Below are 13,344 nucleotides of genomic sequence, written 5' to 3'. Positions count from 1 at the left end.
TTTTCGTAATGACAGAACCGGTGGCAGCTGAGGTTGGGCGCGATTTCATTCGTGACATCATCCAGGCCGACCTCGATCAGGCCAAATACAGGGAGATCGTGACCCGGTTCCCGCCGGAGCCGAACGGCTACCTGCATATCGGCCACGCCAAGTCGATCGCGCTCAATTTCGGCATCGCCCAGGAGTTTCCGGGTCGCTGCCATCTGCGTTTCGACGACACCAATCCGGTCAAGGAAGAGCAGGAATATATCGATTCCATCCAGGCCGACGTGCACTGGCTCGGCTTCGATTGGGGCAAGAACCTGTTCTTTGCCTCGGATTATTTCGACCGCCTGTACGAATGGGCGGAGACGCTGATCCGCGACGGGCTCGCCTATGTCGACGACCAGACCCAGGAGGAGATCCGCACCTCCCGCGGCACGCTGACCGAGCCCGGCAAGAACTCGCCGTTCCGCGACCGCACGGTCGAGGAGAATCTCGACCTGTTCCGCCGCATGAAGGCGGGCGAATTCCCCAACGGCGCGCGCGTGCTGCGGGCCAAGATCGACATGGCCGCGGGCAACATCAATCTGCGCGATCCCGTGCTGTACCGCATCCTGCATGCGCACCATCCGCGCACCGGCAACGCATGGTGCATCTATCCGAGCTACGACTATGCCCACGGCCAGTCGGACGCGATCGAGGGCATCACGCACTCGATCTGCACGCTGGAGTTCGAGGACCACCGGCCGCTCTACGACTGGTTCATCGAGAAGCTGCCGGTGCCGTCGAAGCCGCACCAGTACGAGTTCGCGCGGCTGAACCTGACCTACACGCTGCTCTCGAAGCGCGTGCTGACCCAGCTCGTGCGCGAGGGCCATGTCGCGGGTTGGGACGATCCGCGGATGCCGACCATGGCGGGCATGCGCCGTCGCGGTGTGCCGCCGGCGGCGCTGCGTGAATTCGTCAAGCGTATCGGCGTCGCCAAGGCCAACAGCGTGGTCGATGTCGGCATGCTCGAATTCTGCATCCGCGAGGAGCTGAACCGCACCGCGCAGCGCCGCATGGCGGTGCTGAAGCCGCTCAAGGTCGTGATCGAGAACTATCCGGAGGGGCAGACCGAGGAGCTCGATGCGATCAACCATCCGGACGATCCCTCCGCCGGCACGCGGAAGATCACGTTCGGCCGCGAGCTCTATATCGAGCAGGACGACTTCATGGAGAACCCTCCCAAGAAGTTCTTCCGCCTGTCGCCCGGCAACGAGGTCCGGCTGCGCTACGCCTATTTCGTCAAATGCACCGGCGTGATCAAGAACGAGAACGGCGAGGTGGTGGAGCTGCGCTGCACCTACGATCCCGCGACCAGGGGCGGCAATGCGCCCGACGGCCGCAAGGTGAAGGCGACCATGCACTGGCTGCCTGCGGCAGCGTCGAAGCCGGCGGAGATCCGCATCTACAACCAGCTGTTCGCGAACCCGAGCCCGGACGCCTCGAACTTTGCCGCCGATCTCAATCCGCAGTCGCTGGAGATCCTCAGCGACGCGCGCATCGAGGCATCGGTGGCGGAGAGCAATTCCACCGAGCCGATGCAGTTCGAGCGCCAGGGCTATTTCGTGCGCGACAAGGACTCGACGCCCGGCAAGCCGGTGTTTTCACGCACCATCGGCCTGCGCGACACGTTCGCGAAGGAAGTCGCGAAAGGTTGAGGCACTCATGAGCAGTGAGGCCGACGCCATCGTTTCCGCCATCATCGCGAAATGGTGCTCCGGCTTCGCGACGCTAGATGCGGCCGCGCTGTCGTCGCTCTATGCCAAGAGAGCGTTCTTCTTCGGCTCTAACCCGAAGCTCTATCGGGGCAGGGACGGCGTTGCCGATTACTTCAATGGCCTGCCGCGATGGCGCAAGCCGAGTGCTGCGTTTTCCGAGGTGCAGGCCGCGCAGGCCGGTCCTGATATCATCAACATGGCCGCGATCGTGTCGTTCGATTTCGCGGGCGAACGCCCGGAACTCGTCGTCAAGATGAGCTGGGTCATCACGCGCGAGGACGCCGACTGGAAGATCGTCAATCACCATGCCTCGTCGAGGGTCCCGATGATCTAGCAGCGGAGGGCTCCGCCAGGTGCGGTCGCCGCCCGCTAGATGTCGTAGTAGAGATGGAACTCGTAGGGATGAGGTCGCAGGCGGATCGGGTCGACCTCCTTCTTGCGCTTGTAGTCGAGCCAGGTTTCGATCACGTCGGCGGTGAAGACGTCGCCGCGCAGCAGGAATGCGTGATCGCGCTCGAGCGCGTCGAGCGCCTGGTCCAGCGATCCTGGCGTGGACTTCACCTCCTTCGCCTCAGTAGGCGGGAGGTCGTAGAGATTCTTGTCGATCGGGCTGCCGGGGTCGATCTGCTTGTCGATACCGTCGAGGCCAGCCATCAGCATTGCCGCGAAGGCCAGGTAGGGATTGCAGGACGGATCCGGCGAACGAAACTCGACGCGCTTGGCGCGCGGATTCGGCGAATACATCGGAATCCGGCAGCAGGCGGAGCGATTGCGCTGGGAGTAGACGAGGTTGATCGGAGCTTCATAGCCCGGCACCAGACGCCGATAGGAATTCGTCGTGGGGGCGCAAAGCCCGCACAACGCCCAGGCGTGGCTCAATAGCCCGCCGATATAGTAGCGGCCGAGCTGGCTCAACTCGGCGTAGTCACCTTTATCGTAGAACAGATTTGTCTCACCCTTCCAGAGCGATTGGTGAACGTGCATGCCCGAAGCGTTGTCCTCGAACAGCGGCTTCGGCATGAATGTCGCGGTCTTGCCGTGCTGATGCGCGGTGTTCTTCACCACGTATTTGTAGATCATCAGGTTGTCGGCCATCCGGGTGAGGGTGGTGAAGCGCATGTCGATCTCGTTCTGGCCGCCGGTTGCGACTTCATGGTGATGGGCCTCGATCTGGATCCCCAGAGATTCCATTGTCAGCACCATTTCGGTGCGTAGCGCCTGCATGCTGTCGGTCGGGGGAACGGGAAAGTATCCCTCCTTCGGGCGCGGTTTGTGGCCGAGGTTCGGCCCTTCCTCGGAGCCGGTGTTCCAGCTGCCTTCGCTGGAGTCGACTGCGTGCATGGCGTAGTTGATGCCCTGTGCGTAGCGCACCTCGTCGAAGACGAAGAACTCCGCTTCCGGGCCGAAATAGCTCGTATCGGCGCGCCCGGTGCCCTTAAGGTGGATTTCGGCTTTCTGGGCGATGTAGCGGGCATCCCGGCTATAGGACTGGCCGGTCACGGGGTCGCGGATGTTGCAGATGAGAACCAGCGTTTTGGCCGGACTATAGGGGTCGACGAATGCCGTCGTCGGATCGGCGACGACCAGCATGTCGCTTTCCTGGATCTCCTGGAAGCCTCGGATCGATGAGCCATCGAATCCGATGCCCTCATTGAGTGCATCGGCATTCACCGCGCTCGGCGGGACGGAAAAATGTTGCCACACCCCCGGCAGGTCGGTGAACCGCAAATCGATCATCTGGACTTTCTCGTCCGTGATCGCCTTCACGAGGTCTTCGGCTGTCGTACATTTCGCAACCATGGCTTCGCTCCCAGGTCAGCGTCCCGAGATCGCGTAGCCGTTGGGCCGCAACCTGGCGGCTCGCGACGGACTGTGGTCCACGTTCGGCGTTGTCGCCGCAGTCAGGCAAGCTTCGCGCGACGGCAGTCAGCTTTGATGTGGCCCGCGCATCAGCTTCATCGCGTCTTCGATGTGCCGCCAGGTTTTTGCCAATTCGAGCTCGCCCTTCTGCTCGAGGTCGATGGCGTTTTGAGCGGCCTCCGCAATGGCCTTCGGGCCATGGGCTTCCAGCAACTGCCGCGCATAATCGTGGATTTCCATTTCGCGCATGGCGTCATCTCCCTCTTGTTCTGGGCGCGAACCGGGTGGGCCGAGAACGGCAGACATTGACACCTGTCAAGCGCCGATAGTCTGCATCCTGGTGCGCCGCACTTGCAAGGGTCCTTTCCGGGGCATGGGCGGCCGGACGGGGCGCCGGCTCCTGGTCGCGGCAACACAGCGCAGGTCGGAGGGATGATTCTTCATCGGTGCGCCCCCACATCAATACGAGAAGGGAGGTGAGCATCATGCGCATCCAACATTGGCAAGACGCTGGTAGCCTGTTGGTGGGCGTGTGGCTGGTCCTGTCGTCCTTCGTCCTCGGCTTATCCGGGGCTGCTGTCTGGATCACCATCGCACTCGGGCTCGGCGTCATGCTGTTTGCCGTGGAGGCCTTTGTCGTCCCGTCCTACCTGGAAGAGTGGGGCGAAATGCTGCTGGGCTTGGCTCTGGTGCTGGCGCCTTGGTCCATTGGCTATGAGCCGGTATCGGCCACGGTCAGCAGCGTATTGTCGGGCCTATTGGTGATCTTGCTCGCTGCTTGGGAATTGATGACCGATCGCGACTTCAGCACCTGGTGGCACGATCACTGGCCTCACCGCGCCGGCTGAGACGAGAGGTTGCCGGCTTCTCTCCGACCGCCATCGGCGGCGGCCGGAGGAGAGGTGGTTACGTTACAATGCGGCTCTGGGCTCGATCGGTTGCCAGATGCTGATCTTGCGAGTCTCCGGCATCAGGAAGACCGCAAGCACGAAGCACACCGCAGGCACCGCAATCGGGTAGATCAGCGCGTAGCCGATGCTGCCGGTCGCGGCGAATGCCGCCGAGGTGATGAACGGCACCAATCCGCCACCCCAACCGTTGCCGATGTGGTACGGCACGGAGACCGACGTGTACCTGATCCTGGCGGGGAAGAATTCCGCCAGAAACGCGCCGACCGGCCCGTACACCATCCCGACGTAGCAAACCAGGATGAAGATGATGAAGATCGCGGTCGGATAGTTGATGTTGCCGGGCTGCGTGACCGTTCCCAGCCACAGATAGAGCGGATAGTACGTGATCGCAGCGAGCAGCATGCCGCCCAGGATCACCGGCTTGCGGCCGATCTGGTCCGACAGCCAGCCGAAGAAGATCAGGCTCGGCGTTGCGATCAGCAGCGCGGCTCCCACGATGTAGGCCGAGGTCAGCGCATCCACCTTGGAGACCTGCTGCAGGAAGTACAGCGCCCAGAACTGGCCGCTGTACCAGACCACGCCCTGTCCGATCAGGACCACGATCGCGATCCCGATGTATTTGATGTTGGAGCTGAGGAAGGCCTCCTTCCACGGGTTCGTCGTCATTTGGCCGCGGGCCCTGATCTCCTGGAAGATCGGCGTCTCCTGGAGCTGGAGCCGAATGTAGATCGCGATGGCCACCAGCAGGAAAGACACCAGGAACGGAACGCGCCAGGCCCATTCGTCGAAGACCTGATTGCCGAACCAGGTCCGAGTCAGGACGATCACGGCCAGCGACACCACGATGCCGAGAGTCGGAGAGGTCTGTAGCCAGCCGGTGTAGTAGCCGCGCTTGTCGTCCGGCACATGCTCCGCGACATAGGTGATGGCGCCGCCATATTCGCCGCCCAGGCACAGACCCTGGATCATGCGCAGGCCGAACAGAACGAACGCCGCCGTTAGACCTATGGACTGGTAGGTCGGGATCAACCCGATTGCCCCCGTACCCAGTCCCATTCCGCTCAGCGTGATGAGGAATGTATATTTTCGTCCGACCCTGTCACCCATCCATCCAAAGAGGAAGGCTCCCAGGGGGCGGATCAGGAAGCCCGCAGTGAACAGAGCGATCGTGCTGAGGAGGGCTGCAACCGGGTGGGATTGCTCGAAGAACTTGACCGACAGAACGGCGGCCAGGCTGCCAAAGATATAGAAATCATACCATTCGATGACGTTTCCCACCGATGCAGCAACGATCACGCGGCGGAAATCGTGCGGTACTTGAACTGCCATGTGCTGCTCCTATCAAACTCAAACCCACTCCTCGCGCATTTCAGCGCCAGTTCGCTCGCGGAGTGCGTTTGGTGTGCGACGCTACAGGCGAGAATTGCGAGTTGCGTCCGCAACGCCTGGTCTCAGAGGAACCTTGAACCACCTGAGAAGAGCTTCGGCGGCCTTCGGTACCGCGAGCTGTCACGACCTGGCCCGTCTGTGCGGGGGAGGCGTGGAGAGCAGTTTAGTCCTGCCAAGGCCGACCCCTTATGAGACTTTCGGCGCAATCGACCCGAACCCAGGCTGCCCCCGTCCAGAGACAGAACGGTCGCCCATCGCGCCGGGCGGTCGTGTCACGAATGAACGGAAAGGACCTCTCGGGCGTTGTGTGGGTCCCGAGCGAGGAGCCCACCATGCAGAACATCGCAGAGCATATGGAAGTCATCGGCGCCGACGGCGTCCACATCGGCACGGTCGACAAGGTCGAAGGCCATCGGATCAAGCTGACCAAGAAGGACAGCGGCGAGGGCAGCCACAGGGGCCATCATCACTTCATCGACAGGGGCCTCGTCGCCGGCGTCGAGGGCAACAAGGTCCGGCTGTCGGCCAAGGCGGATGTCGCCGTGACGATGGAAGAGGAAAAGTAGGGCTCGATCGAGTTCGTTCCTGATCTGTACCGCTATTCGCCGCCCTGCACGTTCCGGTAGCCTCGGCCTCCGTCACGTATCGCAAGGTGCAGGGAATGGCGGAGCCGGGCCGGCCAGCACGGTCCCAAGGGATTGCGGGGACCTGGCCCGTTGGCCGGGCTGCTCCGGCCGGCGGGTTTGCGCCGGCGGGCTATGGCGCCTGGCCCGCACTCGTCGAGGCGCTGCGCGGATGGATGCGCGCGGAGGCCGGCGCCGGGCGGCTGTTGCCGTGGGTGCCGGTCGCCTTCGGCAGCGGCATCGCACTCTACTTTACCGCCGATCACGAGCCGGTGCTGTGGGTCGTTGCCGCGATAGCGGCCGCGCTCATGCTTGGCGCCGTCCTGTTGCGGCGGAGCCGGCTGTTCGCCCCCGCGATCATGATCGCGGCGATTGCGGCCGGTTTTGCCGTGGCGACCTGGAAGACGGCGCGCATTGCTCACACCGTTCTCGCAAAACCGCTCTATTCGGTGTCGTTGTCGGGCTTCGTCGAGACGCGCGACATCCGCGAGCGCACCGACCGTTTCGTGCTGCGTGTCACCGCGATGGAGGCGCAGCGGAGCGAGGTGAAGCTGGAGCGCGTGCGCCTCTCGGTGCGCAAGGGGACTGCGCCGGAGGTCGGCAGCTTCGTGCAGTTGAAGGCGCGGCTGATGCCGCCGATTTCGCCGGTGCGCCCCGGCAGCTACGATTTCTCGCGCGACATGTTTTTCCAGGGCATCGGCGCCTCCGGCTTCGTGATGGGGGCGATTGCGGCTGCGGTGCCGCCCGATGCCGGTGGCTTGCGGCTGCGCTATGCCGCCTTCATGCAGGGCCTGCGCGATGCGATCGACGCGCGCATCCGGGCAATGCTCGAAGGCGACAATCGCGCGATCGCGACGGCGCTGCTGACGGGGCGGCGCGACGCGATCACCACGCCCGTCAACGATGCCATGTTCATTTCAGGGCTGGGCCATGTGCTCTCGATCTCCGGTTACCACATGGCGGTGGTCGCCGGCGTCGTGTTCTTCGCGGTCCGCGCGCTGCTCGCTCTGATTCCGCGATTGGCGGTCGGCTTCCCCATCAAGAAATGGTCGGCGGCTGCGGCGCTGGTGGCCGCCGCATTCTATCTGCTGCTCTCGGGCGCGGAGGTCGCGACGCAACGCTCGTTCTTCATGACCGCCGTGGTGCTGATCGCCGTCATGGTCGACCGACGCGCCATCACCTTCCGCACGCTTGCCGTGGCCGCGTTGATCGTGCTCGCGGTCGCGCCCGAAGCGCTGGTGCATCCGAGCTTCCAGATGTCGTTTGCGGCAACGCTGGGGCTGGTTGCGCTGGTGCAGATCGGCATGCCGAACCTGTTCGCTTCGCCCGATCATTCGGCGACCGCGCGCATCGCGATGTGGGGCGGCCGCGAGATCGCGATGCTGTTTCTGGCCTCGCTGATCGCGGGGCTTGCGACCACGCCCTATGCCGCCTTCCACTTCCACCGCGTCACCCCGTTCGGCGTGCTTGCCAACCTCGGGGCGATGCCGGTGGTGTCGGCGCTGGTGATGCCGGCGGGACTGCTCGGATTGCTCGCGGCGCCGTTCGGGCTCGACGGCGTGTTCTGGTGGCTGATGGGGATCGGCATCGACTGGATGGTCGCGGTCTCGCGCTGGGTGGCCGCGCTGCCGGGCGCGGTCGGCCGCATCCCGGCGTTCGGCATTGCGCCGCTGATCGCGGCGAGCCTCGGGATCATCGTGATGGGCCTGCTGCGCACGCCCTTACGCTGGTCAGGCGCGCTGGTGCTGTTGGTCGCGATCCTCTGGGGGCTGGCAGACCGGCGGCCGGATATTCTGATCGCCGGGGACGGCCAGAGTGTCGCGGTGCGGGGCAGGGACGGGCCCCTGCAAATGATCCGGGCGAACAAGGACGGCTTTCTGCTGAAGGAGTGGTTGGCTGCCGACGCCGATCCGCGCGATGCCGGTAGTCCCTCGCTCGCCGCCGGCGTGTCGTGCGACGAGGCCGGCTGCGTGACGCCGCTCGCCGACGGGCGCCTGGTCGCGCTGGCCTTGCGCATCGACGCTCTGGCGGATGATTGCAGCCGCGCTGCGCTGGTGGTGACGGCGCGACCGGCGCCACCGGATTGTGTGGCGATGGTGGTCGACCGGCAGCGACTCGCGGCGCAAGGCGCGCTCGCTCTGACACGGCGCGGCGACGGCTTTGCGGTTCAGGCGGTGAAAGCGAGAGGCACCGATCGTCCGTGGTCGCCGGCGACCGCCGGCGAGGGCGATTTCAGCGCGAGCCTTGCGCCGCAGGCGGCCGCCCCCCGGGACGCGACGCCGTCCGAGGCCGACCTGCAGGCCGAGGATTGAGCGGACGGGCTCACAGGTACCAGGCCAGCACGGCTTCGAGCCCAGCACTCCCGATTACCGGCAGGGCCACCATCTGGCTCAGTCCGATTGCGCGGGCCTCCGCGGCTGCGGCCGAGCCGTCGTGCCCGAGATCGTCGTTGAGCGCGGGCATGCCGGTGGCCCAGGCTCCGCCGATGCTGCCGTCGCCCCTGGCGATGGATTTGTCCGCATAGAGCGCGGCAAGGTCTGTCTGCGCGCTGCAATCGCCGGCGCGAAAGACCAGTGCCGAACGGGCCTCGTTCGGCACCCAGATCTCGAAGCGTCGCGCAATCGGCGTCGCCTGTGCGGACAGGAAAGTCAGCACCCAGGTCTGGTCGGTGCCGGTCCGATAGGGCACGCCGACGCCGAGATTGATCCCGACCTCGGCGGCGTCTTCCCAGCGCAGAAAACTCCTGGCGTTGTGCAGGTCCTTGATGATCAGCGGCAGGCCCGCTTTCCAGGTGCGTCCGGGCAGACCGAAGCCGCGGGGAAACCTGGTGTGGCGGGAGTTGAATTCGAACATGTCGGCGGTGCCATAGTAGCCGTCGACGAGCCCCATCTCGTGGGAGCTATCGGGATCATTGTGCCAGAGCTCGATCGCGCCGACATGCGCCTCGTCATCGCCGCAGAACAGCACCATGACGGCCTGCAAGAATTCGCCTGAAAACACCGGCACCGCCACGCCACAGGTGAGGCCGGCCGCGAGCGCCTGGTCGGTCCGCTTGAAATAGGAGTTGGCGAATTTAGTGAGGATCACGGGATGGCCGCTGGCCCAGGCCTTGCCGGGAAGGCCCTCGTCGTATCCGAAGCGCAAGTCCTCGCTCACGGCCTTGAACGCGGACAGCCCTTCGCCGTAGAGGCCGCCGCCGAATTCCAGCCGCATGCGCGTCCGGTCCGGCACCCAGAGTTCAACGACGCGAATGAAGGTTTTCATCGAACGTGTCCGCCGCCTCAAGCCTTTGACAGCATCGGCGATCTGGCCGCGGAACGGACGTTCAAAATTCGGGCAGGGCCGCGCAAACTTCGTGCGATGGGCAGGTGCGAGCCTGATCTCGGCGGATTGGATTCCGGAAGACGCAAATCATACCATCTCGCCGGCCACGGCCGGCGATGGCAATTTCAATCCCGGCCCCGACCTCTGCGCCGGGGGGAGGTACATCAGCCGATCGGCAGGCGTGTGATCGTCGGCCTGTCAGCGATGATCTCCGGCTTGTGTTCACGCTCGCCGGCCGGCTGGGTCACCGGCAATTGCAGCACGGTCGCGCGCTGGCCTTCGACGAGTTGCGTCACGAGTACGTATTTGCCGTCGGGGAATTCGATCGCGTCATGATGGCGATCGGGAATGTGCGGATCGATCTTGCCGAACTTGCCGACGCGGGAGTTGATGGTGCGCGTCCAGATCCAGCGATTGTCGTAGCGGACGTTGTCGGCGAAGGCGAGCTCCGTTCCCGGCAGCAGGCAGACCGCGACGGACATGTCGGCCTCGGAGGCGAAGCCGCGCGTCGAGGTGCCGCGGAAGGTGGTCGTGACGATCGTCTCGCCGACTTGTGCGGGACGCGTCGCGACGGCATGCAGGCTGTAGTCACACATCGGGTGCTCCTCATTCAGGGATAGCGACCCGCGCCTCCTTCGGAGGCACTGGCCTCTATCAGAGTGGAAGCATGTTAGCGTCTTCTTGGTTGTAGGCAAATCTGCGGCTTGGGTCCGCAGGCTGCCATCACAATATCTTTTTCAAATGCCTCAGGAACAAAAACCGCTTCCGTGCATTTGGCGTGCGTCTCCGTCAGCGACCAGCAGGTGCCGACCAGCCCGAATATTGCCAGGCGGGTTGCGACGGCTGCGCGACGGCGTTGCGGGCATTGCGCAATTGCTCGCTCGTCGTCTGCGTTGCCTTGCGGGCATGGTGCGACTGCGCGGCGAAGGCTTGCGATGCCGACGCGGATGCTGCGATCAGCGCCACCGTGACGGTGCTCAAAACGATCTTGCGCATTGATTGCCTCCTCGATCTCCAGGGCCACGAAGCGATGAGGGCTTCGTGCGGCGTCGCGAGGATGTAGCGCTAGAGAGGGGCCGGATAATCTGAGCAAAACCAGAAAGACTATCCAGCCGGAGCGGACAATCGTCCGCTCCAATCGTCAACGACGCGGGTCGCCAACCGGCGGGCCGCGCTTAGGTGATTGCTTGAGCATGATCTCCGCGCAAGCGCGTCCTGCGCTTGTCGCGAGGGAAAACCGCTGCGCACTTTGCGCTAACGCGGCCCTCCAGTCCGGATCACGCTCAGTACTTCCGGTATAGGCCGATCAGCTTGCCCTGAATCTTCACTCGGTTGGGCGGCAGGATGCGGACCTCATAGGCCGCATTGGCGGGCTCGAGCGCGATCGAGGCGCCGCGGCGGCGGAAGCGCTTCAGCGTCGCTTCCTCGTCGTCGATCAGCGCCACCACGATGTCGCCGGTGTCGGCGCTCTCATTGCGCTGGATCAGCGCCATGTCGCCGTCGAGGATGCCGGCTTCGACCATCGAGTCGCCGCGCACTTCGAGCGCGTAGTGCTCGCCCGAGCCGAGCATGTCGGGCGGTACGCTGATGGTGTGGCTGCGGGTCTGCAACGCTTCGATCGGCGTGCCGGCCGCGATGCGGCCCATCACCGGCACCGCGACGGGGCGTTCGCCCTCGTCCGCGCTGGAGCTCGCTCGCACCTTGCCGAGATTGCCCTCGATGACGCTCGGCGTGAAGCCACGGCGGTTGCCAGCGGCGGCCTGCAGCTCGGGCAGCTTGATCACCTCGATCGCGCGGGCCCGGTTGGGCAGGCGCCGGATGAAGCCGCGCTCCTCCAGTGCGGTGATCAGGCGATGGATGCCCGACTTCGAGCGCAGGTCGAGCGCGTCCTTCATCTCGTCGAAGGAGGGCGGCACACCGCTTTCCTTCAAACGCTCGCTGATGAATCGCAGAAGCTCGTATTGTTTGCGCGTTAACATCTCGACCAAATCCCCCGGTTGATGTCGTTCGATTCCGAGACGGTGAATTCAGCGGCGAGCCGCCAGATGCTCGAAACAAATCATGAACGGACACTATATGTTCGATATGTGTTCCGCAACTGCTTAATTTACCGTGAACGCGACAAAGTTCGCGGAACGCGCAGGACCAGTGCGTTCAGGCGGGCAGTCGCAGCACCTCGCAAGGCGCGCCTGCCTCGGCCTTCGGCGCGAACGGCGCGCGCACGAGAAGTGCCTGCGCCGCAGCGAGATTCGCAAGCAGCGAGGAATCCTGATGATTGACGGGAAGGGCGACAAGCATGCCGTCGTCGCGCCGCTCCAGGCGCGCACGAAGATAGTCCTCGCGCTGGTCATTGGCGCCGACATCGCGGCCGAGCACGGCGCGCTCGCGACGATGGTGAATCACGGCGCGGCCCGACAGGGCGCGAATCAACGGCACCATGAACAGGAAGCCGCACACATAGGACGACACGGGATTGCCGGGCAGGCCGATCACCCCCATCGCCCCTAGCCGGCCGTGCATCATCGGCTTGCCCGGCCGCATCGCGATCTTCCAGAACGCCATCGCAATGCCTTCGGCCTTCAGCGCCTGCTGGACCAGATCGTGGTCGCCGACCGAGGCGCCGCCGATCGTGATCAGGATGTCGGCGCCGCTCTCTCGGGCACGGCGGATGCCGGCTGTGGTGGCCTCCAGCGTATCGGCGGCAACGCCGAGGTCGATGGTATCTGCGCCCTCCTGGCGGGCGAGGGCGTGCAGGGCATAGCCGTTGGAATAGACGATCTGGCCGGGGCCCGGCGTGGTGCCCGGCATCACCAGCTCGTCGCCGGTGGCGAGGATCGCGACCTTCGGACGGCGGCGGATGGGCAGGTCTGGGTGGTTCATCCCCGCGGCGAGCGCGAGGTCGCGCTCGGTGAGCCGGGTTCCTTTGCGCAGGAGCACGTCGCCCTCGCGGAAGTCGACGCCGGCGGGCCGGATGTGCCGACCGGCGATAGCGGCTTCCTTGATCGTGATGCGCTTGCCCTCGGCGACCGTATCCTCCTGGATCACGACCGCGTCCGCGCCGGCGGGAACGACGCCGCCGGTGAAGATTCGCACCGCTTCGCCGGCGCCGACCGCTCCCGCGAACGGCCGGCCCGCCGCGACCTCGCCGATCATGGTGAGCTGCGCGTCGACCCTGGCCGCATCGGCTGCGCGCACGGCGTAGCCGTCCATGGCCGACATCGCCTCGGGCGGCTGGGTACGCCGCGCCGCGACGTCGCGCGCGAGCACGCGGTGGTAGGCCTCGTCGAGGGGAATCATCTCTTCAGGCAGCGGCTCCGCGCCGGCCAGCACCGCGGCGAGCGCGTCAGAAACCGGCATCAAGGCCACGGCGAAACTCCTGCTCGGAAATTCTGGACGAATGGGCGGCAAGAGTTCTAGCCGAGCGCGGGCGATGAAGCAAAATGGGACCGGATCAGGATTTATCCTGCTTGATCCGTCCAGTCATGAGGGACC

The 13,344-nt window shown here is 64.8% G+C and carries 13 protein-coding genes; 5 read left to right on the top strand and 8 right to left on the bottom strand.

Annotation, left to right across the window (positions count from 1 at the left end; genetic code table 11):
• Positions 1-8: 8 nt before the first annotated feature.
• Entirely contained in the window at positions 9-1,685 is a 1,677-nt protein-coding gene (locus tag WN73_RS18415) for a glutamine--tRNA ligase/YqeY domain fusion protein (protein WP_028171773.1), read from the top strand.
• Between the two features lie 7 nt (positions 1,686-1,692).
• Positions 1,693-2,079 carry a nuclear transport factor 2 family protein gene (locus WN73_RS18410; protein ID WP_028171774.1) on the top strand — a complete coding sequence of 129 codons (387 nt, stop codon included), beginning with the start codon at positions 1,693-1,695 and terminating at the stop codon, positions 2,077-2,079.
• A gap of 35 nt (positions 2,080-2,114) precedes the next feature.
• Here the strand turns inward: WN73_RS18410 and glnA are convergent, their stop codons facing one another.
• Positions 2,115-3,545, bottom strand: coding sequence for a type I glutamate--ammonia ligase (gene glnA, locus WN73_RS18405; protein ID WP_011087603.1), 1,431 nt, complete (start codon positions 3,543-3,545; stop codon positions 2,115-2,117).
• A 126-nt stretch (positions 3,546-3,671) separates the two neighbouring features.
• A complete protein-coding gene (locus tag WN73_RS18400; protein ID WP_028171775.1) occupies positions 3,672-3,854 on the bottom strand; it encodes a hypothetical protein in 183 nt (60 codons plus the stop codon).
• Between the two features lie 236 nt (positions 3,855-4,090).
• Between WN73_RS18400 and WN73_RS18395 the strand changes: the two genes are divergently transcribed.
• A complete protein-coding gene (locus WN73_RS18395) occupies positions 4,091-4,453 on the top strand; it encodes an SPW repeat protein (protein ID WP_039184579.1) in 363 nt (120 codons plus the stop codon).
• Positions 4,454-4,516: 63 nt separating this feature from the next.
• Here WN73_RS18395 and WN73_RS18390 read toward each other — a convergent pair whose 3' ends face one another.
• Positions 4,517-5,845 (bottom strand): MFS transporter, encoded by a 1,329-nt coding sequence (locus WN73_RS18390; protein ID WP_011087600.1) that lies wholly within the window; start codon positions 5,843-5,845, stop codon positions 4,517-4,519.
• A 392-nt stretch (positions 5,846-6,237) separates the two neighbouring features.
• Between WN73_RS18390 and WN73_RS18385 the strand changes: the two genes are divergently transcribed.
• Together WN73_RS18385 and WN73_RS18380 are read left to right on the top strand one after the other, a co-directional pair.
• On the top strand, positions 6,238-6,471 hold the full coding sequence (locus tag WN73_RS18385; protein ID WP_028171777.1) for a DUF2171 domain-containing protein: 234 nt from the start codon (positions 6,238-6,240) through the stop codon (positions 6,469-6,471).
• A 95-nt stretch (positions 6,472-6,566) separates the two neighbouring features.
• A complete protein-coding gene (locus WN73_RS18380; RefSeq protein WP_271554156.1) occupies positions 6,567-8,840 on the top strand; it encodes a ComEC/Rec2 family competence protein in 2,274 nt (757 codons plus the stop codon).
• Between the two features lie 10 nt (positions 8,841-8,850).
• On the opposite strand, the gene WN73_RS18375 is transcribed toward WN73_RS18380, so the two are convergent.
• The 5 genes from WN73_RS18375 to WN73_RS18355 all read right to left on the bottom strand — a co-directional run bounded on the left by WN73_RS18375 (position 8,851) and on the right by WN73_RS18355 (position 13,218).
• On the bottom strand, positions 8,851-9,792 hold the full coding sequence (locus WN73_RS18375) for a GAF domain-containing protein (RefSeq protein ID WP_011087597.1): 942 nt from the start codon (positions 9,790-9,792) through the stop codon (positions 8,851-8,853).
• A gap of 224 nt (positions 9,793-10,016) precedes the next feature.
• Entirely contained in the window at positions 10,017-10,448 is a 432-nt protein-coding gene (locus WN73_RS18370; RefSeq protein ID WP_028171781.1) for a hypothetical protein, read from the bottom strand.
• 193 nt (positions 10,449-10,641) lie between these two features.
• Positions 10,642-10,848: a hypothetical protein gene (locus WN73_RS18365; protein ID WP_161534809.1), complete on the bottom strand. Its 207-nt coding sequence runs from the start codon at positions 10,846-10,848 to the stop codon at positions 10,642-10,644.
• Positions 10,849-11,135: 287 nt separating this feature from the next.
• Positions 11,136-11,831, bottom strand: a complete 696-nt coding sequence (lexA, locus tag WN73_RS18360; protein WP_011087594.1) for a transcriptional repressor LexA — start codon at positions 11,829-11,831, stop codon at positions 11,136-11,138.
• A 175-nt stretch (positions 11,832-12,006) separates the two neighbouring features.
• Complete coding sequence (locus tag WN73_RS18355; RefSeq protein ID WP_271554154.1) at positions 12,007-13,218, bottom strand: molybdopterin molybdotransferase MoeA; 1,212 nt, start codon at positions 13,216-13,218, stop codon at positions 12,007-12,009.
• Positions 13,219-13,344 lie beyond the last annotated feature (126 nt).

It is taken from the genome of Bradyrhizobium sp. CCBAU 45394, assembly GCF_028128655.1.
In the GTDB taxonomy this organism is placed as follows: Bacteria; Pseudomonadota; Alphaproteobacteria; order Rhizobiales; family Xanthobacteraceae; genus Bradyrhizobium; species Bradyrhizobium diazoefficiens.
This window is presented reverse-complemented; position numbering and strand designations above follow the sequence as displayed.